Origin of the sequence: Salinisphaera sp. S4-8, assembly GCF_040361235.1 — a bacterium.
Lineage (GTDB): Bacteria > Pseudomonadota > Gammaproteobacteria > Nevskiales > Salinisphaeraceae > Salinisphaera.
In genome coordinates, this window is the sequence record NZ_APNF01000013.1 from 68,117 (window position 1) to 92,901 (window position 24,785).

21 protein-coding genes are annotated in these 24,785 nt (G+C 53.8%); all 21 read right to left on the reverse strand.

The genetic code is table 11. The annotated features are described in order from the left end of the window. Positions 1-23: 23 nt before the first annotated feature. The 21 genes from S4A8_RS16565 to S4A8_RS16665 all read right to left on the reverse strand — a co-directional run bounded on the left by S4A8_RS16565 (position 24) and on the right by S4A8_RS16665 (position 24,502). The gene (locus tag S4A8_RS16565) at positions 24-1,055 is read right to left on the reverse strand and encodes an EpsG family protein (RefSeq protein ID WP_353220974.1); all 1,032 of its coding nucleotides are present in this window, start codon (positions 1,053-1,055) and stop codon (positions 24-26) included. 135 nt (positions 1,056-1,190) lie between these two features. After that, on the reverse strand, positions 1,191-2,108 hold the full coding sequence (locus tag S4A8_RS16570; RefSeq protein WP_353220975.1) for a glycosyltransferase family protein: 918 nt from the start codon (positions 2,106-2,108) through the stop codon (positions 1,191-1,193). Continuing rightward, a complete protein-coding gene (locus S4A8_RS16575; RefSeq protein ID WP_353220976.1) occupies positions 2,105-2,980 on the reverse strand; it encodes a hypothetical protein in 876 nt (291 codons plus the stop codon). The genes S4A8_RS16570 and S4A8_RS16575 overlap by 4 nt, the downstream gene beginning before the upstream one ends. A 125-nt stretch (positions 2,981-3,105) precedes the next feature. After that, positions 3,106-4,089 carry a glycosyltransferase family 2 protein gene (locus S4A8_RS16580; RefSeq protein WP_353220977.1) on the reverse strand — a complete coding sequence of 328 codons (984 nt, stop codon included), beginning with the start codon at positions 4,087-4,089 and terminating at the stop codon, positions 3,106-3,108. A 257-nt stretch (positions 4,090-4,346) separates the two neighbouring features. Beyond that, positions 4,347-5,792 carry a glycosyltransferase family 2 protein gene (locus S4A8_RS16585; protein WP_353220978.1) on the reverse strand — a complete coding sequence of 482 codons (1,446 nt, stop codon included), beginning with the start codon at positions 5,790-5,792 and terminating at the stop codon, positions 4,347-4,349. 1 nt (position 5,793) lies between these two features. Beyond that, complete coding sequence (locus S4A8_RS16590) at positions 5,794-6,432, reverse strand: acyltransferase (protein ID WP_353220994.1); 639 nt, start codon at positions 6,430-6,432, stop codon at positions 5,794-5,796. Between the two features lies 1 nt (position 6,433). Continuing rightward, positions 6,434-8,137: an N-acetylneuraminate synthase family protein gene (locus S4A8_RS16595; protein WP_353220979.1), complete on the reverse strand. Its 1,704-nt coding sequence runs from the start codon at positions 8,135-8,137 to the stop codon at positions 6,434-6,436. Beyond that, on the reverse strand, positions 8,134-8,715 hold the full coding sequence (locus tag S4A8_RS16600) for an acyltransferase (RefSeq protein WP_353220980.1): 582 nt from the start codon (positions 8,713-8,715) through the stop codon (positions 8,134-8,136). The genes S4A8_RS16595 and S4A8_RS16600 overlap by 4 nt, the downstream gene beginning before the upstream one ends. A 439-nt stretch (positions 8,716-9,154) precedes the next feature. Further along, the gene (locus tag S4A8_RS16605; protein ID WP_353220981.1) at positions 9,155-10,000 is read right to left on the reverse strand and encodes a sulfotransferase family protein; all 846 of its coding nucleotides are present in this window, start codon (positions 9,998-10,000) and stop codon (positions 9,155-9,157) included. Positions 10,001-10,218: 218 nt separating this feature from the next. Then, a complete protein-coding gene (gene rffA / locus S4A8_RS16610; protein WP_353220982.1) occupies positions 10,219-11,352 on the reverse strand; it encodes a dTDP-4-amino-4,6-dideoxygalactose transaminase in 1,134 nt (377 codons plus the stop codon). Then, a complete protein-coding gene (locus S4A8_RS16615; protein ID WP_353220983.1) occupies positions 11,333-12,247 on the reverse strand; it encodes a methionyl-tRNA formyltransferase in 915 nt (304 codons plus the stop codon). The genes rffA and S4A8_RS16615 overlap by 20 nt, the downstream gene beginning before the upstream one ends. A gap of 4 nt (positions 12,248-12,251) precedes the next feature. After that, positions 12,252-13,292 (reverse strand): TDP-N-acetylfucosamine:lipid II N-acetylfucosaminyltransferase family protein, encoded by a 1,041-nt coding sequence (locus tag S4A8_RS16620; protein WP_353220984.1) that lies wholly within the window; start codon positions 13,290-13,292, stop codon positions 12,252-12,254. After that, entirely contained in the window at positions 13,285-14,157 is an 873-nt protein-coding gene (gene rfbA, locus S4A8_RS16625; protein ID WP_353220985.1) for a glucose-1-phosphate thymidylyltransferase RfbA, read from the reverse strand. The genes S4A8_RS16620 and rfbA overlap by 8 nt, the downstream gene beginning before the upstream one ends. Before the next feature lie 39 nt (positions 14,158-14,196). Continuing rightward, a complete protein-coding gene (locus S4A8_RS16630; protein ID WP_353220986.1) occupies positions 14,197-16,038 on the reverse strand; it encodes an ABC transporter ATP-binding protein in 1,842 nt (613 codons plus the stop codon). Positions 16,039-16,105: 67 nt separating this feature from the next. Further along, positions 16,106-18,319 carry a polysaccharide biosynthesis tyrosine autokinase gene (locus S4A8_RS16635; protein ID WP_353220987.1) on the reverse strand — a complete coding sequence of 738 codons (2,214 nt, stop codon included), beginning with the start codon at positions 18,317-18,319 and terminating at the stop codon, positions 16,106-16,108. An 18-nt stretch (positions 18,320-18,337) separates the two neighbouring features. Next, positions 18,338-19,591, reverse strand: coding sequence for a polysaccharide biosynthesis/export family protein (locus S4A8_RS16640; RefSeq protein WP_353220988.1), 1,254 nt, complete (start codon positions 19,589-19,591; stop codon positions 18,338-18,340). 152 nt (positions 19,592-19,743) lie between these two features. Beyond that, a complete protein-coding gene (locus tag S4A8_RS16645; protein WP_353220989.1) occupies positions 19,744-20,208 on the reverse strand; it encodes a low molecular weight protein-tyrosine-phosphatase in 465 nt (154 codons plus the stop codon). 110 nt (positions 20,209-20,318) lie between these two features. Continuing rightward, positions 20,319-20,798 (reverse strand): protease complex subunit PrcB family protein, encoded by a 480-nt coding sequence (locus tag S4A8_RS16650; protein WP_353220990.1) that lies wholly within the window; start codon positions 20,796-20,798, stop codon positions 20,319-20,321. Between the two features lie 750 nt (positions 20,799-21,548). Then, positions 21,549-22,565 carry an IS110 family RNA-guided transposase gene (locus S4A8_RS16655; protein ID WP_353220991.1) on the reverse strand — a complete coding sequence of 339 codons (1,017 nt, stop codon included), beginning with the start codon at positions 22,563-22,565 and terminating at the stop codon, positions 21,549-21,551. 263 nt (positions 22,566-22,828) lie between these two features. Continuing rightward, on the reverse strand, positions 22,829-23,473 hold the full coding sequence (gene cysC, locus S4A8_RS16660; protein ID WP_353180675.1) for an adenylyl-sulfate kinase: 645 nt from the start codon (positions 23,471-23,473) through the stop codon (positions 22,829-22,831). Positions 23,474-23,719: 246 nt separating this feature from the next. Continuing rightward, positions 23,720-24,502 (reverse strand): SIR2 family NAD-dependent protein deacylase, encoded by a 783-nt coding sequence (locus S4A8_RS16665; protein WP_353220992.1) that lies wholly within the window; start codon positions 24,500-24,502, stop codon positions 23,720-23,722. Positions 24,503-24,785: the final 283 nt, after the last annotated feature.

Here is a 24,785-nt window from a genome sequence, read left to right on the forward strand (position 1 = left end):
TGGAATATGACCGATCCAATAGGTTAAGCGAACGGCCAAAATCGATAGGGCAACCACGCCTCACGATGGCCAGCGTAATTAAGCCAAACAAACATCACGAGTGCATATACTCCTAGGATCGCAACTCGAGAAATTACTCGAGTCCTAGCGCTAACGAAACCAGTAAGATGACTCGCAACAACGAGTTGGATTGGCATCAGGTACAAAGCGACTCGATCCACCGCCGTTACAGAAAATAACAACAGGGGAAGACATGCTAGACAAAGCATGGAAACCGCCAGCCAAAGAGAACGCTCTTCAGCCTGCATCTTAAAGCGATTACGGTAAGCCACGAATACAATCGCCGGCAGCGCATTCATTAAAGCGCGAACCGGCCCACCATCCGATGCCTCAGAGTAGTCGGAAAGCACGTATTGCCTATAAAGGGCATCGACGTGTTCCTGCAACAGCAACATAAATAGGATGATTCCTGTCGCGCCGATCCAGATCGCCGACCATACTCTGTTTTTCGTATTCGCCAGTATTGCTAACGGTACCAAAATGACGGCCGACTTATGAAAAGTTGCCGCAAGCGCCAAGACAACGACGAAACTTAGAAGCTGCCGCCGAATCAGAAAGGTCAACCCCCATAACACTAGCCCAAACGCCATGGCCTGACGGGTATACCCCATAGCCATGACGATGACCATATACGGAATCGAAATTGCTAGCGCTATTCTCGGGTCTGGCAGGAAGACAATGAATCGGATCAAGCCAAAAACAAAAACCCCAGCCGCGACAAGATTCACAAACCAAATATCAAAGCCGACGCGCGCTGCGAACCAATTTACTATCTGATAACCGGGATCCTTATAAGCTAATACCTCGGGCAACGGCTTCCCGGTGACTCGAACTAAGTAACCTAAGTAGGTGTCCCAATCTCCGCCAACCTCGTACCGGAGTCCGACGAACACCGTCAGCGCCACGCCCAGGAATACCCAACCGAAAACGGAAACACGTAACCTCGCAACTGCCACCACACCGGCGCAAACGAATACGGCCCAGTAAATGAACATCAGCTATTTAAAAACCCCGAGAACAGAGAACACATACGACTTTCACTAATATCAAACGGTGTTCATCAACTAATAGCTTCCGCCAAAGAATACGACGTATTCCAATTATAGGACGACGTTTTCAATACTGAATATCTATGAAATAGCACCTACTTTGAGCACGAAATCACAAAAATTCGATTGTCTCAGCACCTCCGGCCAGGTAAAGGAAGCGGCATTGTCCACTATCAAGTCGTCTTCCTCACTGCAATACTCTCCGTTTAGCAAGTTAACTAAATCGATATACCGATACCCATGCTGCCGACTATGGGTTTCTATCCACGGGTACCGGTTAGAAACAATGGGCAACCCAGCTACTAGGTATTCGATAACTTTCGTACTAGTCTGATATGGGTACGGATATTTATCAGGTATAAAGTTCAGGCCCATTTTCCCAAGTTTTAAAAATTCTGGCACGTCGCGATGGTCTAATCTTCCAACCCAACTAATCTCCGGCCTATCGCCGACCCACCGGCTCCGCCGATGATCTAACTTACCCGCCAAGCCAATTCGATATCCTTTTTTTACTAATTTATCGATTACGCCCCACAAACCAGGTCGGCCGGAAAGCGACCCTGCATAAACAATGTCATACTTCTTCAATTTGCAATTACGACATTCCAGTAAGCGCGGGGACGCGCCCATATCACGTAGAATGTGCGGGACTCCATCGTGAAAATTAAATTCACGTTCAACGAATGCATTTAAAAAAATACGCCCAGCCGGGCGTTTCGATTTTACCCTTTTGATCAGATTCTTTATTGTGGGAAAAGATCCCGTACTAGCGCTGTGAAATTCGTGAATCTCCGCAACATCACTATACTCCTGTATGGGCGGCAGAACTCCCCCGAAGCGGATTAGAACGTCGAACCTCTGCACGCGAAGCATAGACAATATTTCGTTTTGATCGCCTGCTTCGACATACATACCGTTAGACTGTAGATAGTCTCGGTAGGCGTACTTCTCCGGGAGGTACGCCTTACCGCTATCTATGATACCTACGCTGAAAGTCATCGAGATGAGCTCCGGACTTCATCTTCGACATATTTTTCGAAAATAGCTTCACTAAACTTAGCTTTTTTCATGACTTCTATATAATGCGGCGATAACTCAAAACCCACGAATTCGACGTTCTCCAGATGCCTACAATACAGCGAAGCGCTTGACCCCCCATGTATCACGGTTAATTTTGCAGCAACATCCGAGAGCGATTTTATTACTAGCTCCGCCGGAGCCCAGCGTGGAAAATATCGCGATACGGAACGGCGATCAAACTTACTTTCTTCATCGTGTGGATGTCCTTTAACCAGAAGATTATCGTACTGAAAATTTTTCGCATATCCTGACCAGCGGCTTGTATCAGAGCGACGTGCGACCAGCACTAAAAGCAAATCTTGTCCACGAAAGAGCTCCGGCGGCTTATAGTGGACAAGACGCTCGCAACGCACGATTTCTTTATAGAACACCCTATTTTCAACGACACGGGCCGGGCAGACTTTATTCATCGACAAATATAGCTCTTTGAAATTTACAGCTATCAAATCCGTACTACGCCCATCGCCGAAGAACATACCTGACCCGTAGCGAGCTTTCATGAGACGCCATTTGAGCCAGCGTAATCGTCGATGAGGAGGCAGCGGCCGGCCGTTATAAGTTCCTAAACCTTCTTCGAAAACTAAGAGGCCAGTGCGCTTGTGGGGAGCGTAGAAGCGATATGACTCAGCACGATCGCATTCTACGAAAAGCCAATCATACGTCTGACGACTAATCTCAACCTTTAAGTCAGTGTTGTTGTCAACGCAGACCACTCGGCTAACAACTTCACTAAAGTATTCTTCAAGATCCCGCCTAAAGCCCTGCCAATTCGGAAAGTTACTGGTAAGCAACAGGAGAGTTTTATTACGAAACGGCATAGATCGGAGCAAGCCGACAACGTTAAATACCTGAACAGGTTTGCTGCAAATTGCGAGAACGTCCGTACCGGCGAACCGTAGGTCATGTCGCTGCCACATCATATATTTCGCCTAAGCTTTGTTGCTCGACGCACAATTGGCGCGGCTTTTAATATCGACGACGGGACAAATGGAATGAGTCTAAATAGAAAAAACCTATCGAGATTTTGCCAACGCACATAGACCGCGGTGCTCTTGGCACGGGTAAAATTTTGCGACTGCAAACTTCTCCAAGTTGATTTCGCAATTCTGGAATTTAGATAAGTATAAACGCTGCGATAACTCGTTCCTTCGGAGAGGGGGATTTCCGCAACCTCAGAGCTTGTTAGATATGCAACGGATGGACTTATCTCCGCTGGCGTGGTTACTGGAGCTCTTTTACGATCGTAGTTGTCCCACATACTATCCATAGCGCCACCGGTTTCCGACGTGTAAAAAGACGTCACCGCTGAGGCAACAGCGCACCGCTCGCGGATGAATACGCGCACCCAGAGTTCCTGATCTTGACCGTAACGGAAGTTCCTGAACCCCCCTAGGCGCCGCAAGACATCTCGCTTGAATGCTGATGCGGAAGTATGCACGACACGTACGTCTTTCGCGGCAAATTTGAAGTAGTCGATTTCGGTAATATTATATTCTGGCAGGTTGGATTCCCTGCCATTTGCCCAAGATGTGGAAGCACTAGAGTTAAGCGTTTTGCTTTTCGTAGCAATACCGGCAATGTCGTAATCGCGATGGGCGATCGTAGCGAGCACTTCCAGATGATGTATCGACCAAAAATCGTCCGCATCTAGGAATGCGATCCATTCGGTCTGCGCATGCCATATGCCCCTATTACGGGCACACGCAACCCCCAAATTGGCTTGGTACAAAAGGGTGACTTTATCTCCATATCGATCTTCGACGAGCTTAGCGCTTCCGTCTGTCGAGCCGTCATCTACGATAATGATCTCGCTAGCCGGGCGCGTCTGCGATAAAACCGACTCAACACATCGTGATATAAAATTCTCTTTATTAAATAACGGAATTACAACCGAAAACACTTATATAGCCCCTAACGTAAACTGGGATTTAGACCCTATCGCTCATACTTGTTAATGACCTGAATAGGCGCGGAGCGTCGGTTTGAAATGAATCACAGTGTTTCCGTCACTAGTCCCCCAGCCTGCACGAGCTAGAATATTCCATTAAGCGCCGGGACGATGGGTTCATACCAAAATCGTTCACACTAAGCCATGTCGTTTACAGACGCCCATCGCACCCGTATCACATACCCCTACGTTCATTAACCCACGTCACTTCACTGCGACACCCGCGTGGCCTTTGACCCGCCCGACTCTACTCGCGACTTCAGAGCATCAAGAGTCAATGGATCGCGTATCTGCATGCTGTCCTCAGGCGACATCTCAATGTAAGCGATCGAGTCGCCGAGTAGTTCTTGCTCCAAAAGCACTTCCCACCAAGCACCAATGACGGCACCGTTAAAACTATAAAGGCGCTCTCGTTCATAGGATAGATCGTGAAATCTACCTGGATTAAGAACTTGAAGACCGGTTAAACCATGTGTGAAGACTGGATCTCTCTCTTCCTGCACCGACACTACGGAGTCGCTTTCTGTAATACGCACCATATTGATAGCTTTATCAATGTGTTCCGAGCGCCGGCGTACCGCATGTATGCTCAGAAACAACATTAAGTCCGGCAGCACATTTTCCAGGTCCCTGTAAAACTTCCCAACATCTAGCAAGATATCACGCACGGGAAGAGTTGAACCTTGTCGATATAGATCACCATCTTTACGCTGGTGCCTCAAATGCTGCGGCACTATTCCATCTTTCTCGAGCGATTCGGCGTAAGCTAAAACGTTAGGGCTTTCTGATGAGACGATGACCTTACTTACTCCTTTAGCACCCGCCGCCTGCAATATCGCGTGCTCAAGCAACGAACGACCTTCAAATTCACGATAAGGCACTCCAATGACGCCTGGATAATCTTCACGCACAGCAATTACCGCGAGGGTAACCGGATGATATGCACCCTCCAGCCGCCGCGCGACCTTGTCAAAAATTCTCGCCCGGGCAGCGAGAAGCCGGGTGTTATCGCGACTCAGCGACGCCCCATGCTGCCGATAATAAAACACCGGCACATCGAGACTTGCTGCTCCAACCCGGTTTTGGAGCTTATACCATAGCTCCCAGCCATCTTGCGCATTGATATCTTCGGAGTAGCCTCCAACCGCTTTGAGGGAACGAGTCCTTACCAATGTACACGCCCCGTGGGGCGGCAAGTGCCCCGCGACGTCCTCCACCCCGAGGCGATGCCGACGCTCAATCCCCAGGACTTGCCCCCTTTCGTCGGTGTAAAAGTAATTCCCATAAACCAAACCGAGACGAGGGTTGCTTTCTAGCTTAGCAACCATCAACAGAAGCGCCCCTTCATCGAACCAATCGTCTGCGTCAAGGCGAACGATGTATTTGCCGCGCGCACGTGCAAGTATTGAGTTAGCAACTTTCTGTAAGCCTATCGGCTGGTCATTCCGGACGACCGTTAATCTTTGCGGATCTTTAGTTTTCAGGGCGGCAGCAACAGCGGGGGTACTGTCCGTTGACGCTTCGTCGACAATGAACGCTTCCCAATTCACATGCAACTGGCACATCAAGCTTTCTACGGCTTGGGCAAGGTAGCGGCCGTAATTCCGGCAAGGGATATACACAGTAACTAACGGCGCGAAACACTGTTGCGTCATTCTAGATTCCCGCGTTACGAAGAAGCTGTGCCGGCACGCCACCGACGATTTCTCTTGGCGCTACCGACTTGGTAACGACCGCGTTACTACCGACTACTGCGCCACAGCCAATACTAACGCCTGGCATAACGACAACATGAGCAGCCAGCCAAGCGCCATCACCAACAACCACCTTCGCGTGCCTGTAGCCTTGGTCGCGAATCAAACGTGCTCTATCGTCGAAACGATGTTGGCTCGTCTGAAGGTATACGAACCCAGATAATAGCGCTCCTGTGCCGACGTCGATTGAGTCCCCCCCGTTCAGGACGGAATACATCCCAATTCGTGCGCCAGAACCAACGCGTACGCAAGAACTATTACTCGCAAGAATCCGCACACCGCGATCTATGCGACAGTTATCTTCTATTACAATGTGAGAACTTCCATGGGCCCGGAGTTCTACGCCGGCCCGAAGTTCAACATTCGTCCCGATAGAGATGCACGCGTCGCGATCTACCAGGCACCGTGGAACCGCATCTGTCCTAAACTGGCGACCGATCGTAACGTTCCGCGACGAGTAAAAAAGGCGGGTTAGCTGAGCCATCACTTTTGGGCCCATTTGGCGCTGCCATTTTTGCGAGAGCGAGAACAACGGGCTCATCTCAAGTGATATCCGTCGCTGGATCCAGCGCTCGAAGTTTTTCAATCTTACGGCGTGCCCGCCTATTAATCACATAAGAACTATCCCGCGCGTCCAGACCGTGCATCGGGCGCAGTACGACTATATCGTCAGCAGTAATCAATTCGCCGGGCTCGAAGTCGCGCCGCAAGTATGTAGCTCGCCGAAAGGTAACATGGTGATTCTCTGATAGCTCGCTGGATTGCGGCAGCTTGACGCGTGTTCCACGCAATGTTGTGACTTTCTCTATTGAATCCTTCAAAGTTTTCACCTCATCGCGCGTCAGCGAAACCTTATGATCCCGGAAGTGCTTACCTTCTCGCGTATCTGTAAAATGAAACTCAAGTACCTCAGCTCCCATACTTGCGGCAGTGATGAGTGCTGCACTACCCACTGTATGGTCCGAGTAGCCGACGGCGACTCCAGTGGCACTACGTAATCGATCCATAACCCTCAGGTGGGCTTCGCTATCGGGGATCGGGTACATCGATGTGCATTGGAGCAGGCAAAGGTATTCTTTACGCAGATAACGAGGGTCTATCCGCTGCAGATACCGAACGGTTTGCATCACCTCGTCAAGTGTGGCGAGGCCGGTAGATAGCAATATAGGCTTTCCACGACCGGCTAGTTTCGCCAACAACGGCCAAGCAGTGAGATCGCCTGAACCGACCTTATAAAAGGTCATAAATTCGTCTACCCAATCGAAAACATTCTCGTCCCAGACAGACGCGAGGTAACCCACTCCGGACTTCTTACACATCATCGCTAGTTCACGATGTTGTTCTCGAGTCAATTCGAAAGTCCGAAAATGCCTATGCCTGTCTGGACTTTCTACCCGGCTAACAAGCGTGTCCCCGGTGTAAATTTGGAATTTAATGTAGTCTGCGCCTGACGCTATGGCAGCTTTGGTTAAAGCCTTCGCTGCCGTGAAATCCCCTTCGTGGTTGCCACCAATCTCCGCTATTAGCAAAGGCCCGGCAGGACCTCGCCAAGGGAAGTCCGCGGCCGCGCCGTTTGCCAACGCCGCAATTTGCCGAAGGCCAAGTCCCGCCGTAAACGAATTCGCCCGCGATACAATGCTTTTAATAAAGGCCATGTCTTCAGCGGTATCGAGGGCAAGATCCAGCCCTTCAGCGTCCGGACAAAGAGTATTAGGATACACATAGCGCCGACCCACTGACGCATTATCGTATAGCCACCGGGTGACGTGCTCCCGGTCCGCTCTATCCATATATTCAATTACGCTTGAGAAAAATGCGACTCTTACGATCTCCACGCTCATACCCTTAGGAAATTTCCTGCCGGGAACGTTGGTGATTAGATCGTATTCGCCAGTACGCCCGATCGCGGCCATACCGCGGATTGATTCCACGTCAACAAAAAAATTATCGCCATTGAGTCGGATCGCATACTCCCAACCCTGCGACCGGGCGGCAGCGAGAAAGCGGTCACTCACATCATTTAGCGATCCCCGGAAGCATGTTACGCCTTCACGATCACATTCCGTCTCGATTAGGTTGTCCTTGGCCTCATCCGAAGTTGCAACGACCACAGGGATATCTGGAGCCTGCACGAAAAGGCGATCGAGTATGTGACCGAGCACACTCCGGCCCTCTATCTGCTCTAAAATCTTACCGGGAAGCCGCTTTGAGCCGTAGCGACACAAAATAACTATGCCTATATTCAAGATCTTTCTCCTAAAATTTTTGCCGGCACCCCCCCAACGATGGCATTACTAGGGACATCTCCGCGCACTACCGACCCCGCGGCTACGATAGCACCGTCACCGATTGAGACACCCGACAGAACCACGGCGTGCGCTCCAATCCAAACATCATTCCCAATACGAATCGACCGTGGTACGTTCTTTTGACGGTTCATTACTTCGCCCTTGGCGATTCCATGATCACTATCGACAAGATAAGCGAAAGGGGCGATCATACAGTCGGCCCCTACTTCGATAGCCAAAGAGGCATACATAAAAGTATAAAAACCAATCGACGTTCGCTTACCTACGCTGATATACGCGTCCTTATTACACGGACACAAATGCGCACCAGACTTTATGATTACGTCGGATGAAAGGCGAATATTACGAGGAAAGCGTAAAAGTTCAGTACGCGAGTAAAAGACCACGCCTTCGTCACATCGCACTCCACGCAAGCGTTGCCGCTGACGGCGACTCCATAAAAGCCACTTCGGAGGCAAACTCATGCGGAGCTGGCTGTTTGGTTGTACTTCATTCGGCATCTGACTTGCCTCCATTATCGTAGCAACTTTAACCGGCTATACCAAAGTTAGTCCGCCGACCCAACAATTTATACCGCCCAGTATTATTTGATATAAGTATGACAACAACGGCCCACTTCTCGGCGAGTCTTCTCACCCAAAAGCAAACTTACAGTCTGTAGACAAACCCAGTCTTAAGATCTCTCGACTTATGGGCAAAGACCCACATCTTATTCAAGCTGCGGCTAAGGCTGAAACGTAAATAACTTTTTCGCAGACAACGCTTCGATCCCCCAGGCAACGTCGCCACGCGATCTACAAGTACGCACCTTATAGCGCGTGTTCCTCCGCGTAATCCGCCATGCATGCCGCGACCTCCTATCAACGCTTCTTTCCCTGAGCCCACGCCAGACTCGACTGCTGCGCAAGAACTCAGTTTGGAAGCAATCGCTGGCCGCGAACCACTCGCTAGCTCTTAGGGAAACTCATACCCGAATCTACACGCGACCGGTTCGCAAATCCGGCTTATCACCCGGAGGTTTTCCTCGCCAAAAAACACTCGCGAATCCACCACGGTGCCCTTTGGCTGGTACTGTTTATCTACGCTATCGCCTATACCGTTTCTCACCGGCAAATCCATTGCCTCGGCCAACTGCGTTATTCGGGAAACCTTCCCCTCCAGGAAGTCTTCGTATTTAATAAGCGTAAAACTATGTGGCTCCGCCAAGTAAATTTCACTCGCTATTACCCACCGCTGCGCTAAAGCCTCTACGTAGTTAAATGACTCTCGCCCGAGCCATGAACTATTAAGGGCCAGACGCCAAACCGGAGTATCGATTAAAGCTGGCCAGTCATCGAAAGATATCTCGGGCAAGTTACCAGGAATCTTCAAGCGATTAAGGATACTCCGTATATTTTCGAGTGGATGCCGCTGGATCATAATGTAGCGCGCACGTGGAAAAACGACTTTTAAATCATTATAGAAATAGGTAAGCGCTGGTTCCTTCACGATGTCACGGGTGAACTCTTTCCGATACTTAAGTGCGAATTCGGAAAAATCTTGCAATTGATACTTAGTCGCTATCTGCCAGCACGTATCTGAGATTGAGCGGGTTATATCTAACGTAACTGTGCTCTCAGTCGCCTCTGCTAACAAAGCAGCAATTGCTGTAGAGCCAGTCTTCTGTGTACCCAAAACAAAAATAGGTGATCTTTCACCTAGATCTCGAAGAACGCTATCACGCCAAACGCCTCTAACGCGATCAATAGGATACTTGAATCCTCGGGACATCCTACCTTTTATCTTTACTAGCTTTTCCATCTTAAGCGCCTGTATAACCGGTCGCGAGAGCAACTTAGTTCTAGCGTAAACGAACCGTTAGTCTCTAATTATTTCGTAGTTTGAATCCGGAACTTCAGCACTGTAACTTCGCGTGAATACCCCCTGATTCCCTGCTCGACACAGCTGCAGAAAACTCATGTAGGCAAAAACAAAAAATGTCGACGACGCCAAAATATATTCCCAAACTTACAGATCGGCTACTGATAGAACTTGAACACGGCGTCTGTAACTTTGCGCAGGTCGGAAAAACTAATACCAAACCACAACGGCAATCTAACTAGTCGCTCGCTTTCAGATGTTGTATGCACATCCTCTCCGGATAGACGACCGAACCGTAAACCAGCCGAGGAGCTATGTAGTGGAACGTAATGAAAGGCGGCACCGATACCTTCGTTTTTTAAGTACGCAATAAGACGAGAACGCTCATCAAGGTTTTCGACCTTAACGTAAAACATGTGGCCATTGTGTTCACATACCGCGGGTATTTTTGGGAGTTCGATTTTGCCGGCAGCGGCGAGTGGTTGAAGCTGCTCACTATAGAACTGCCATGCCCGAAGTCGATCCGTTTTAATTTTCTCTACATATTGGAGCTGGCCCCATAAATAAGCCGCTTGCAGCTCACTTGGCAAATAGCTGCTACCTATGTCGACCCAACTATACTTGTCTACGGCGCCACGAAAAAATTGACTTCGATTTGTTCCTTTTTCCCTAAAAATCTCTGCACGTTGGCTAAACTGCTCATCGTTAACAATCAGAAGTCCGCCTTCGCCACCACTCGTATAATTTTTTGTTTCGTGAAAGCTGTATGCAGCAAGATGCGCAATACTTCCTAGAAAACGCCCCTTATATCGGCTCATCATGCCTTGAGCGGCATCCTCAATTACAAACAGCCCGTAGCGGTCGGCGATAGACATTACGGCGTCCATCTCACAGGACACCCCTGCATAATGAACTGGGACAATAGCTACCGTAGCTTCTGTCACCGCAGCTTCTATCAGGCCTTCATCTATATTCATAGTATCGGCGCGGACATCGACGAACACTATGGTCGCGCCGCGGAGTGCAAAGGCGTTCGCTGTGCTAACGAACGTATAGCTCGGCATTATTACTTCGTCGCCAGGCCGGACGTCGATTAACAGCGCGGCCAATTCCAACGCATGCGTACAAGAAGGGGTTAACAACGCTCTGTAGCAACGCAGCCTTTCCTCGAACCAATTTTCGCAGAGCTTCGAATGGGGTCCGTCGCCGGCTAGGTGACCTTTGAGCGCTCGCCTTATATAAAAAACCTCATTGCCGACCTGAGGCGGCCGATTAAATGGGATAGTGTCCATCGTCTTTACCTTTGAAGCGAGTCCTGAAAGCCACCTTGTAATCCAGGTACTCACCGCTCTCGGACCTCAGATCCGTAAGCCGTAACAGCCCCCGCCCGCATACAACTACCGGATTTTTTTTCCGCATAAATATCGTTTTTCCAATATGCGCGGACCGATTTTCTATAGCGACGTCGCCCTCTACTTCTGCGTCAAATATACGAATTGACTTTTCGCCGATAACGGCAGCTGCGCCACGATAAGGAGTACCGACAGCATCGATAAACCGCTTAAGTCTGAAGCTACTATCACGCCAATCGACGAGATAATCTTCCTCATCTCGCCAGAGGCTATAGCTAGCCTGGTCTTCTTTCTGCTTAGCAGAACTAACCGCCTCCCCCGCTAGAAGACGTCTCGATAGCCTGGCAACCAAGTCGCAATAGACCGGAATTAGATCGTCAATCGCATCCGATATTTTCTTCGGATAAGTAATATCTATCGCTCGCTGGGCAAGTATCGGGCCTTGGTCGTAAGCGTCAGTCGCTCTCAACGCAGTAACGCCCGCCTTTAACCGCCCGTCAATAAGCATATTAACGAGCGGCGCGAATCCTCTGTATTTTGGCAAAAGAGAGTCGTGGAACACGATCAGCCTTGACTGTTCGGGAATCATCCACTTCCAACCTATAGCGAACGACCAATCGGCACGCTGTGCTGGCCTACCGCCGCGCCCCCCCTCGCCTACAAAGGATACTCTATTCAGTTCCGCCAAAGATTTAATTTCGAAATACCAATCTTTGAGGATCCCTTCATCTTGCCGACACTCAACATATGCAACGCAATCGCTCCCGTAGGTAGCGAAAAACGTTTCGAGAACCGCGTATCCTTTTTTACCAATGACGTAAAATCCGAACTTCATGTTGCTACCGCAAAATTCGCGCGTACTGATCTACAAGCCGCTCCTCCGAGAAGTATGCCGCAATGCGCCTGCTATTTTCTTCGGTCACTTCCGGTCTAAACTTCTTTAACTCAAAGTATTCCACATCACCAAGCGTGATACCCAGCGAGGAAAACAATTGCCAAGGAGTGATATCGCGCCGCATGAATACTGTCTTACCCATCCCTAGTAGCGTTATAGTGTTACCCATAGCTTGTTGACGGTCATGGTTAAATATCGCGATGTCGATACTACCCAAAAAATCGGAATAATCATTGCCGCTCATGAAATCGGTTATAGCCACAAATTTTTCGCCGAATATCCGTTTTCCTACGTTAATCACGTTTTCAGCATATAACCTATTACCGTAAGACAACGGCGTTAGAATATTTATATTCTCGTCTCTGTACTTTCCCAATTGGTGAAGTACTTCGATATGGTTGTTTGTTGGGGCTGCGGAATTACCGAGTTGAATATTAATTACGTCGCTACCCTTACGCACTGCGCTGCGAGGACGATAAATATTACTTAAATACATAAAACAGTCGAAATGCGTCCCTGTGGCTCCGTACCATTTTCTTGCTAGCTCAACGTCTCCCGGTATATAAGTCAGCAACCCATAAATTCTACGGATCAGATAAGCCTTGATTCTCTCGTTTGCTGCTTGACGGAAATTACGTTTTCGTCGCGCATAAGCATATAGATCCGCGCCCCAGATCACCCAATACGTCTTTTTATGAGCCCACGGCTGAGCCGCGAGTAGTTTAACTACATTAGGGTCCAATAGACCGTGAACTATAACTTTGTCACTGCGCCAAATGTCGTATACGAGCTGCGCAACTTGTGCTGTACTTGTGTACTTTCGAACATCCGTCCCCGGCGTGTAAAAGAAAGCCGATTCCGACTTACCGGCAATAATGGCGAAATGATTCCCGTCGGCTTCGAAGTACTTTCGGACAAATTCGATATAAGAAGGTATAAACTTTTCAGACGGGCAAATATGCAGGTTTCTTATATATTTAGCCATCAACCAGACATACCTTCGTCAGGTACTCCCCATAGCTAGTTTTTTGCAACGCGATCGCACTACGCGCCACCTGCTCTTTAGAGAGCCAACCATTATTAAAAGCGATTTCTTCCAAGCAAGCAATTTTGTAGCCTTGCCGTTTTTCGATAGTCTCGACGAACTGAGAAGCTTCGAGCAAACTACCGTGAGTGCCAGTATCTAGCCACGCAAAACCGCGCCCCAACACTTCAACATTGAGGTCCCCGCGCCGGAGATAAGCTTGATTTACTTCCGTTATCTCGAATTCATCTCGTATTGATAACTTTACGGATTTCGCTATATCTACCACGTCGTTGTCGTAGAAATAAAGTCCAGTGACAGCGAAATGAGATTTCGGTTTTTTAGGCTTTTCCTCGATCGATAGCGCTTGCCGGTGTTCGTTAAATTCCACGACACCGAAACGCTCAGGATCGTGCACGTTGTACCCGAAAATTGTCGCGCCTGCTCCTCTGAGCACCGCTTCCTTAAGTTTCGGTGTAAAGCCAGGGCCATAAAAAATATTGTCACCCAAAACCAAGCAAACGCCGTCACTCCCAATAAAGTCTGCACCGATAACGAAAGCTTGGGCTAAGCCATCTGGACTAGGTTGTATGGCGTAACTGAGGTTTAAGCCAAAACGGCTCCCATCACCTAATAAACGGTGGAATCCAGCTTGGTCGGTGGCAGTGGTTATAATAAGTATGTCTTGGATTCCCGCCAACATAAGTACCGATAACGGGTAGTAAATCATCGGCTTATCGTAGATGGGGAGAAGTTGTTTAGAAACGCCCATGGTTATAGGATATAACCGCGTACCGCTTCCTCCCGCGAGGATAATTCCCTTCATCGGCGCATCTCAGTTGTCAAAACTAATGTTCGAGAGTAACTAAAATTCTGGATTAACCAGGGCTAGAGCTCCAAACTCAGCGCTGTCACTCACCAAATTCTCGTAACTGCCCTGCGCGACCACTCTGCCAGCCTGCAACAGAAATACTTCATGGCATTTCTCAACTGTGGTCAGTCGATGAGCTATTACAATAAGGGTGCGTCCGCCGCGCATGGCGTCTAACTCATCGACAATTCGTCGTTCGGTCTCGTTATCGAGCGCAGACGTGGCTTCGTCCAAGACGATAACCGACGGATCATGATACAAAGCGCGCGCTATGCCGATACGTTGGCGTTGCCCGCCGGAAAGCCTAACGCCCCGCTCACCTACCACTGTCTTATAACCTTCGGGCAGCTTGTCCACGATGAAATCGTGAATATTCGCAATCCGCGCAGCGCGTTCTACCGCCGCCAGGTCGATGCTCGCGGAATCGATACCGTAAGCAATGTTGGCGGCGATGCTGTTGTCGGTTAGATAGATATCCTGGGGCACATAGCCTAGGTTGGCCTGCCAGTGGCGGCGATTATCTGGCGTGAGGCGCGTTCCATCGACGCTAATCGAACCCTCGCTCGGCTCCAGAAGGCCGAGTATCAGGTCCGCCAACGTGGTTTTACCCGCGCCGGTGGTGCCGGTCAGGGCAACGAAGCTATTCTTCGATATCTTGAGGTCGATGTCGCTCAGAGAATTTGCTGGTGCATTCGGATATCGATACGACACACCTTGCAGACAGAGCTCGTTTTCGAATCGCAATTTTTCGTGGCCCGAAACGCCTGCCGCGGACAAAGCTGGCCCGCTCTGCGCCTTATCTGTATTCGTTACATCCGCACTCTTATCGACAAGATCCTGATAGAGGGTGTCCATCACCGACTGATTGAAACGCCACTGGGTAATACCTTGGTAAACGTTTTGCAACGCTGGCAGAAGCCGATAACCCGCCACTACAAACGCACTTGCCACTGGCAGCGCGTCGCCCACGCCCGACCCTGTCGCGAGCAGAAAAAGCATAGCCGCCATGACGATTCCGAACGCTAACCCTTCAATCGCGAACTTGGGAATCTGCGACAGCACCTGGCTTTTCGCCATCGCCGTTGCAAACTCGTCCGCAGCCGGCGAATAGCGCTGTAGAAAGGCGCTTTCGCGTCCTGTTACCTTCACCTCTTTAATACTCCCGAACGATTCACTTACGGATTGAAACCGCTCGGTATTCGCAGCCATACGCTCACGACCGATCCGCAAAAGACTGCGGCGGATCGTGAGATAAACGGCCAGATACGCACAGACAAATATGGCCGCAACTCCTACAGCTAACAGCGGGTTGAGCCACAAAAGGAAGCCAATGATCATTACGACGGTGATACCGAACGCCGTCGCCTTCAGCGCCGGCATCAACACACCGTTAGCAAACTGCTGGGACTCGATCAGGATATTTTTCCCAGTGTCCGCAGAGTTCCTGTTTAGAAACGCCTCATATGGCTGGTGCAGGTAACCCGATAGCAGGCGCGCTGAGATACGCTTTTGCACCCCCCAAGTAAAATGGGTCATCAGCCATATGGTGTAAGCGGTGAAGATATTGCTAGCCACCAGAACGACAAGCAGCGCGCTGCCCAAGAAGATGAGAAACCCGTTGATCGTTTGAAAGCCCATTCCCGCGTACGCCCATTCCAGCCACGCGTTCTCGTGAATCGCAGCCGGATTCGAAAGCAGTGACACGAAGGGCAAAACCACGCCCACGCCGACCATTTGCAAAAAGCCCATCGCAAGCATTGCGAGAAGGACCCATATAAAACTGAAGCGCTCTTCCGAAGAGAAGAGCGCCAGCATTTGTTTAATGGAGTTAATCATCTAGCCGCTATATCGAGAAGTGATGGCCCTAAAGCGCTCATCGCATGTCAACGCATAACACTCGACACTAGTATTGATACGAGTAATATCCATACTTGCTATAGCCGTAGCGTCGGCGATCCACTCGAAGGCCGTTAAAGATCGCACCGGTTAGTTTCAGATCGTCGCGATGCAACCGGCGGATCGCCTGATCCACCTCGTGGCCTGTGCTGTGTTCGCTTCGGACAACTAGGAAGGTCGCGGCAACGTGGTTGGCTACGATGTTTGCGTCCGTGACATTGAGCACGGGCGGCAAGTCAAACAGCACGTAGTCGTACTTGCTTTCCAAGTTAGTCTTCATCTCGTCAAAATGGCGCGAGATGAGCAGTTCCGCCGGGTTGGGCGGGCGTTTGCCAGTGGTCAGGACATCCAGGTTGTCCACTTCCGACTTCTGGATCGCGCTGTCGACGGTTATGTCGCCGGACAGCACTTCCGAAAAACCGGGACCCTGTTCCAAGCCAAAGGCCCGGAACAGCTGGCCACGACGGAGATCGCCGTCGACGAGCAGTACACGACCGCCAGCCAGGGCGATGAGTGCTGCCGTGTTGGCAGCGATAAAGCTCTTGCCGCAGGCCGGCGTGGGGCCGGTGATCGCGATGTACTTGGTATCCCCCTCGATCATGGCGAACTGCAGACTGGTCCTCAGGCTGCGGATGCTTTCGACCGTGGGGTCATCTGGCTTATGGACGGCCAGCAGGTTAAAGCCGCGCTTGCGACGCTTGATCGTGCCTTCCCAGCTGGAGAACGGTACCGTGGCGTAGACGGGGAGTCCGTATTTGGACTCGACCTCAGTCGGGTCATCGACTGTGACTCTCAGTAGCGCCCGCGTAAGTACCAGGAGGATTGCGACGACGATACCGGCCAGAAGGCCGATAAGCAGCCATAGCTGTCGCTTCGGCGCGATCTTGCCATTGCTGGCGTACGCACTATCGACGATATGCGACACGCCGGTGATACCAGCCTTGGTAATCTCCAGGCCCTGGGAGGTATTCAGCAGCTGGGTATACAGCTGGTTGTTAACCTCTACATCGCGGCGCAGCTGCAGCAGCTGGGACTCGGCTTTGGGCAGGGTCTTGAGCTGTTGCTGGAGTTCGTTGCGCTGGCGTACAAGGCTAGCCCGCTTGTCGTTGGCGGCCTGGACCTGTGGGGCGCGCTGGGTGTATTCCTGCAGCAGTTCCTGGCGCTGTAGTTCCGTTTGCGCGATCTGCTGGTCCAGATTGGTCAGGCGCTGGAATACGGACTGGGCTTCCGCGCTCAAATCTAGCGTTCCACTTTCGGTCTGGTAGTCGCGCAACTTGTTTTCTGCGATGTCTCGCTCTTCCTTGAGCTGCGGCAGTTGCTCTTTGAGGAAGTCCAGGCGGCGCTGGGCCTGCTCCGACTGCTTTTCCACATTCTGTTCAATGTAGGAGGTCATGACAGCGTCCAACCGGCGCTCGGCCTCGGCCGGGGAGCTGCCCAGCAGCGTGAGGTTGAGCAGGCCGGAACCCTGCGGCTGCTCGACAATAGACAGCTTGGATTGAAGGCCGCCGATCGCCGCCGGGCGCGGGACGTACCTGACGCTAAAATGCGTGCCGGGCCGGGCGTTCAGCGCCTCCACGAAAATCTTGATCGGGCCGATGCCCGGCGCCTGGCCCGAGGCGGTCGTGCCGACGCGGCCCTTGAGTACCTGCTGCCCATCGCGGTTGTACAGCGTGAACTGGTTCTCGCCGTTCGCCACGAGTTTGAACGATGCCGAATTGACAGCATCCGGCATCTCGATACGCGTGACGTTGACGGATTCATTGCCCCAGGCATACCCGCTGGCAAACGGAATATCGAAACGGCCCTTGAAGTTGGCTGTTACAAACCGGGCAATTGGCTCGCCGATGACGGGAAAGTAGTCCGGCGCGGCGCGCACGCGCAGGTGCAGATCGTCCACCGCATCGCCCACGACCGAGCGCGAGCGAATGACGGCCGCTTCGGCACTCACGGCCTTGAGGTTGGAACGGCCGCCAGTGATCTGCTGCTCCATGAACGCTTGCGGCGCCATGTTCTGGCTTTGCTCGACCCGCATGAGCGACGTTGCCTGATACACCGGAGGTTTTTTCCAGGCGAAGTACGTGGCAATCAGCAGACCGAGAATGGCGAACGCGGCGATCCACGGCCAGCCATCGAGGACGATGCCGATATATTCGCGCAGATCGATCTCTTTTTCGTCGTCGTCCTTACGCTGACTCGTGTCGTGCGCGTCTGCAGTAGCCAAAATCAAATACCCGTTAAATTAGTCGCGACGGCGGTCGTAGCGGTCGTAGATCAGATAGCTGCGGAACAGCAGGTCCAGCGAGGGCGTGATGAGCGCCAGCGCACGGTTGAAGTTCACGAAGTTCGCCGGCGCGGCAAATACCACGTCCCGCGGTTGCAGCTTGAACTGGTTGGCGAGCAACAGCCCACTGACGTTACTGGCATCCAGCTTGTAGACGTTCGGCCGCAGCACGGTTTGCACGCCGCCGTCGCGCGTGGGCTGACTGTCGACAAAGCCGCGGATGACATAAATCGCGCTGGTATCGGCACTATCCAGGCTCACGCCACCCGCATCGGCAATGGCATCGCTGAGTGACATCCCGCCAGTAGAGTACGGCAGAGCTGTCTGCTTGCTGAATTCGCCCACCATGAAGATGCGGTTGGCGCTGTCGTCGATGAGCAGACGATCGCCTGGGCGCAGAGGCACGGGCCGGCCGCTGGCGTAGATTTCGTTCAAATCCAGGGGCGTGGATTCGCCATCACGAATGAGGATGACGTTCTGCACGCCCACGCCGCCGCCCTCTTTCGTGGCCAGCGAGTCGCATTGATCCAGTGCTTCGAGCACGGTGATGGTGACGTCGGTAAACGGCACAGTGCAGGGCTTGGCGATATCGCCGGAAATATAGATGCGCTGGCTGCGGTATTCGCGCACACGTACGTCCACCTGCGGCTCGCGAATGTATTGCGACAGACCCTTGGCAATACGCTGGCGCAGCTGCTTGAGCGTCATCCCTTCGACGTTCACTTCGCCCACATAGGGGTAGAAGATGTTGCCGTCGGCGCTGACCAGCTGCCCCTGGAGGCCTTCGTTATTGGTGACGCCGGCGGGGTTGGTGAGTTCCGGGTGGCCGAACACGATCACCTGCAGCACATCGCCGGGGCCAATGGTGTAGTTGACGGTTTCTTCCGGAGCGGCGGATACGCGTTGCTGCGCTTCGCCGAGCGGGCGCGAAGCCGCGATTTCCTGCTGGTGGCGAATGAGCCAGGGCGTGATTTGCAGTACCCGCGGCTCGTAGTCGATGTCCTGCTTGGATAGCTCTTCGTCATACGTGGCGGCGTTGTCGTTGCCGCCGAAGTCGTACCAGCTGCCGCTGTCCATGGCGTCGGAGCTATAGCCGGGCAGCGCGCAACCGCTCGCGCCCAGCACACCGGCCATCAGCAGGCCGACGACCGCGCAGCGTGCCACGCCATGACGCGCGTGCTGCCGCACGCCCCCTTTACCCAAGTTCGTCATGCTCATTCCCCTGAATTCGTTATACCGTCGACAGCGTGCACGCTGCCGTACGGGCCCGACCGTGGCAGTTTACGCGATCTATGGTAATTCCACCCCAAAAAATTCGGCATCTTTGCGATCGGCTTTTCGACGGCGAACCGTTCGATACGGCGCTACCCAGCCCCATGGTTCGCGGCCGTCGCCGGCTGCAGCCGCGCCAGCCATGCCGATACCCCTTTTTCGATTTCAGCATAGGCGCTTTCGAATACATCGTCACTTAGACGATAGGGGTCAATAATGTCCTCGCCGCCGGTCCAATGCGAAGTGAGAAACACGCGCCCCCGGCTTTCCGGGAACTGGCCGCAAAGCCAGTCTTTCTGAGCAGCCTCCATGACCAGCACCAGTTCGAAGGCCTGCAGCATGGGACGGGTGACCTGCTGGCCCCGATGGGCATCCAGCGCCAGGGCTTCGCGCGTGGCAATCGCGGCCGCGGCTTCCGGCATTTTGCCGCCGACGACCGCGCCGATGCCGGCCGAGGCGACCTTCATCGCCGGGGCATCGCGCCGAATCAGCCCTTCCGCGAGCGGGCTGCGGCAGATGTTACCGGTGCACACACAAAGAACGCTCTGGATTTGCATACTGGATTGCTTTCGGTGGTAACTGCGCGGGTAGACGGCTGGCGGTTGCGGTGCTGCGGCTCGTTTATGCCGTCAACTGGCCTGGGCCGGCTATACGATACGCCTGTGCGTTAGCGGCTGATGCGCGCCTCGCCGCGCAGGTTGCCGAGCTGGTCGACCACACGCACGTTGTTGTAGTCGCCGGCCGGCGGACGGATGGCCACACAGGATGCAATGAGCGCCTGGCTTACGGCCGCGTCCAGACGCGGGGCTTTCCAGTCCATACCGATGGTCAGGGTACCGTTTTCGATGGCCGTGCGGCTCTTGTCGAGCGAGACCGTGTAGCCACCGGTCGGGCGTTGGCCCATTTCCACGACGATCACGCCGTTGGGGTTGGCCATGTTCGGGTTGAATTCGCCGATGCTGCGATAGTCGATCCAGTTACCGAAGGCGTTGGCGTTGCCAAAATACAGCGCGTCGGAATCCTGCGAGGTGGTGCCGCAATACTGGCTTTCGCCAATCACGTCGACGTTCGGGCCACTCCGGGCCGGGCCGAGCGCACAGCCGGCAAGCACGACAACAAGCAGACCGGAAAACAGCGATCGCATCATGGTTGGGAACATTCGGTTGATCGATTGCAACGGATTTCGATAGCGGCGAAGCCTAGCACGACGCGCCCGCATGCGGATATGAACGCAGCGTGGGTATCGGCCGATGTATGGGAAAGTTTCGGGTGGGTTGCGTTGCCGCTGGTGGGGATGGTTGGGGGTTGGGATACGTCGAACCCGCGCTGTAGCGATTTTACAGCCTTACGGATTCGAATAGGTATTGCAGGCTTCGTTCTTTGTTGGGTTACGCTGCGCTAACCCAACCTGCGAGCATACGAGCCTTGAGGCGTGGTCGGAGCCGTGTAGGTTGGCTTAGGCCGAAGGCCGTAAGCCAACATGAGGCCGGCGTTGTGGCCGGTTGATGCTTTGCGGGTTGGAACCGACTCACGGGGCTTCGTTCTTTGTTGGGTTACGCTGCGCTAACCCATATATGGATCCGCTCCGGTAAGCAACCTCGATCATCAACAGAGCAGGCGGCGTCCGTATATTCGGCCTCGGTGTTGGCACATCCTTGGGTGCCGGGCCTTGATGAGTATTCGTACGCCCGAGCGCGCAATCGACCTATCGGCCTCGCAGGCCTGTGGCTTAGTCGGCGTTTCAAGGGCGTCGGTTTGACCTGTTGTTCATCAGTCGGGATTGCCGACACGTGGCGGTGACCGATTCAGGTCACCGCGTGATCGGTTGTCAGTGCATACACAGACCTTGGCTATTGCTGTGTGTGTGGCTTTTGATGTTCGTCTGCACACGCATGGCTTAGGCCGCGCGATAGCGATCGCCGCTGTACATCAGCGCCCAGAGAATGCGGGCGTTCTTGTTCGCCAGCGCCACGGCCGCCTTGTTGCGCCCGTTGCGGGCCACGCGTTGACGTAACCAGTCGCCACGTCGACCCGGCAAATGCTCAACCCGGGTCAACAGCGCACGGGCGCCGTGAACCAGCAGCGTGCGCAGATAGCGCGAGCCTCGTTTGGTAATCGAGCCCAGCCATTGGCGATCGCCGCTGGAATGCTGCTTGGGCACCAGTCCCACCCACGCCGAGACCTGCCGGCCGTTGTCGAACAACGCCGCATCGCCGACCGTAGCGTAAAAGGCGGTCGCAGTCTGGGCTCCGATACCGCCGACCGCCATCGCCCGGCGACAGAAGTCGATCTGATTCGCCAGCGCCTTGATGTCCCGATCGTATTGCTGCATACGCGCTTCGAGCGCATGAAAATGATCGTACAGATCGGCCACCAGCGCGCGCAGGCGATCAGTCAGGCCGTTGTCGGCATCTTCCAGCAGTTCCGGCACGCCGCGGCGGAAACCGGCAACACCCACGGGCAGCACCTGGCCATACTCGGCCAGCAGGCCGCGGGCCTGGTTGATGACTTCGGTGCGCTGTTTCTTGACCTGCTCGCGCACTCGGTGCAGCGCTTGAATATCCTGTTGCTCGAAGCTTTTGATCGCCACCGGGCGAATCTTGGCCTGGGTGCCGGCCACGGCGATGGCCAATGCGTCGTTGGCATCGTTCTTGTTGCCGGTGTTGAACGGCTTGACCTGATGCGGCGCCAGCAACGTCACCGACCGGTTCTCGCGCTGCAGCTGGCGCGCCCAGTGGTGGCTGCTGCCACAGGCTTCGATATAGATGCGCCTGGCGTCGAGATTAAGCACCGTGGCCAGAAACTGACGACGGCGCACCCGTTTGCGGTAGACGACCTCATGGGCGGCGTTGAGACCGCACAGCTCGAAGACGTTCTTTGCGATGTCGATGCCCAGTTCCGTAATCTGTTGCATGGATCCGCTCCTTTTCGACTGTTGTCTGAATTATCAGTCTGGCGCATTGACGCCGATTAGGAGGAGCGGATCCATCTCATCCACCTACGAGCGTACGCGCCGCGAGGCATGGTCGGAGCCGCGTAGGTTGGCTTAGGCCGAAGGCCGTAAGCCAACATGAGGCCGGCGTTGTGGCCGGTTGATGCTTTGCCGGTTGGAACCGGCTCCCGTGGCTTCGTTCTTTGTTGGGTTACGCTGCGCTAACCCAACCTACGGCTACGGCGCTATGTAGCGCGCGCGGTGTCGGCGAGGCCGGCTTCGATATAGCCGTGTTCGATCAGGTACGCCACGATCTGTTCGACGCCCTGCGCTATGCTGGTTTCGTCCGTGCGCACATGAATTTCCGGGTATTCGGGCGCTTCGTACGGGGCGCTAATGCCGGTAAAGTTAGGGATGCTGCCGGCGCGGGCTTTCTTGTACAGGCCCTTGGGGTCGCGCTGTTCGCACACATCCAGCGGCGCGTCGACGAATACTTCCAGAAAATCGTTTTCGTCGCGCTGGGAGAGGTTGCGCGCCATGTCCCGGTCTTGCCGATAGGGCGAGATGAACGCGGTGAGGTTGATAATGCCGGCATCGCGAAAGAGCTTGGCGACTTCGCCAATCCGGCGAATATTCTCGATGCGATCCTCCGGGCTGAAGGCCAGGTCCCGGTTCAAGCCGGTGCGTACATTGTCGCCGTCCAGGCGATACGTACGACAGCCCATCTGATACAGCCGTTCTTCGAGGGCGACCGAGAGCGTGGACTTGCCCGAGCCGGACAGGCCCGTAAACCAAATCGTGAAGCCCCGATGCTGGTTGAGCAGTTCGCGGTGCTTACGGCTGACCGTACCTTCGTGCCAGACGATGTTCGAGCTTTTGCTTTGCGTCATTGGATGTCCTGATTGCTGGCTGCGGCGCGCGACAAGCGAGCTTTTATCGTCGCGTGTCGCACAAAACGTACGTCCCGATGCCTTACCCGGCCCTGCGTAACGTAACGCAAATCAACACGTACGGCACAGCGGGCGCGGCCGGCACGTTGTCGCCGTGTATTGCGATGGGCATGCGGTGGGCACGGAACGATGGATTCAAAAATGCCCGGTTTCAGACAAACGTGCGGATGAGGCGACACACATGCCTCATGCGGCGGCCTGTAGCGCCTGTTCGAGCGCCACGAGGGTCGCGGCCGCGCCGGTCTGCAGGCAGACATCGCAATAGTCGGAAATATCCGTGCGCTGCGGGTTGATTTCCAGGGTGGCGCGGCGCTGCATGGCTGCCTGTTGCACCGGCGCGGCGATATAGGGAAACACCGCGCTCGTGCCCACGATCATGACCAGATCGAAGCCTTCGCCCAGTGCTTGGTCATATCGGGCCACGGCACGATCGGGCAGCACTTCGCCAAAGAGCACGACATCCGGGCGCACCACGGCGCCACAGTCCGGACAGGCCGGCGGCAAGGTATCGATCCGGGCGTAGTCTTCGACCGCTGTGCGCCAGTGACAACGGGTGCATTTCAGGCGGTGGATCGCGCCATGCATCTCGATGACATCCCGGCTGCCCGCGCTTTGATGAAAGCCATCCACATTCTGCGTGAGCACACAAAAACGTTCGAAGCGCCGCGCCATGGCCGCGAGCGCGCGATGGCCGTCGTTGGGCCGCGCCCCGCGGCAGGCGCGTTCGATCTCGGCGATATATTTCCAGGACAAACCGGGGTCACGCTCGAAAGTATCCCCCGACAGCGCCTGCTCGATCGAGATCCCATCCGCGGTGAGTTCGCGATCGTACAGCCCACCCACGCCGCGATAGGTGGGCAGGCCGGAATCTGCCGACATACCGGCGCCGGTGATCACGAGCACACGCCGCGCCTGGCCGAGCATGGCGGCGGCCTGTTGCATTTCGTCGGTATCGGTTCGGCTGTACACGTTGGCCTGTCTCCCGCGGCACGGCCCGAAGGCGCATTCGAATGAGGGTCAGGCCGTATTGTGCCGCAGGCGCGACATTCGCCCAATGGTCAAGCGCCGAGGCTTGCGCCGATCCGCGCGCCCGTGGGTGGATTAGCGGCGCGGAATTCCACAAGGGCGGTGGCCCGTGGGCCCGCGCGTGCCTGCCAGGTTTTAACCGGCTAAGGGCTTACCCGAGACCCGTAGATACCGTCTGGACGATCAAGCATTTTGAGCAGCCAGGGCCGGGTCATAGGGTGTTTTA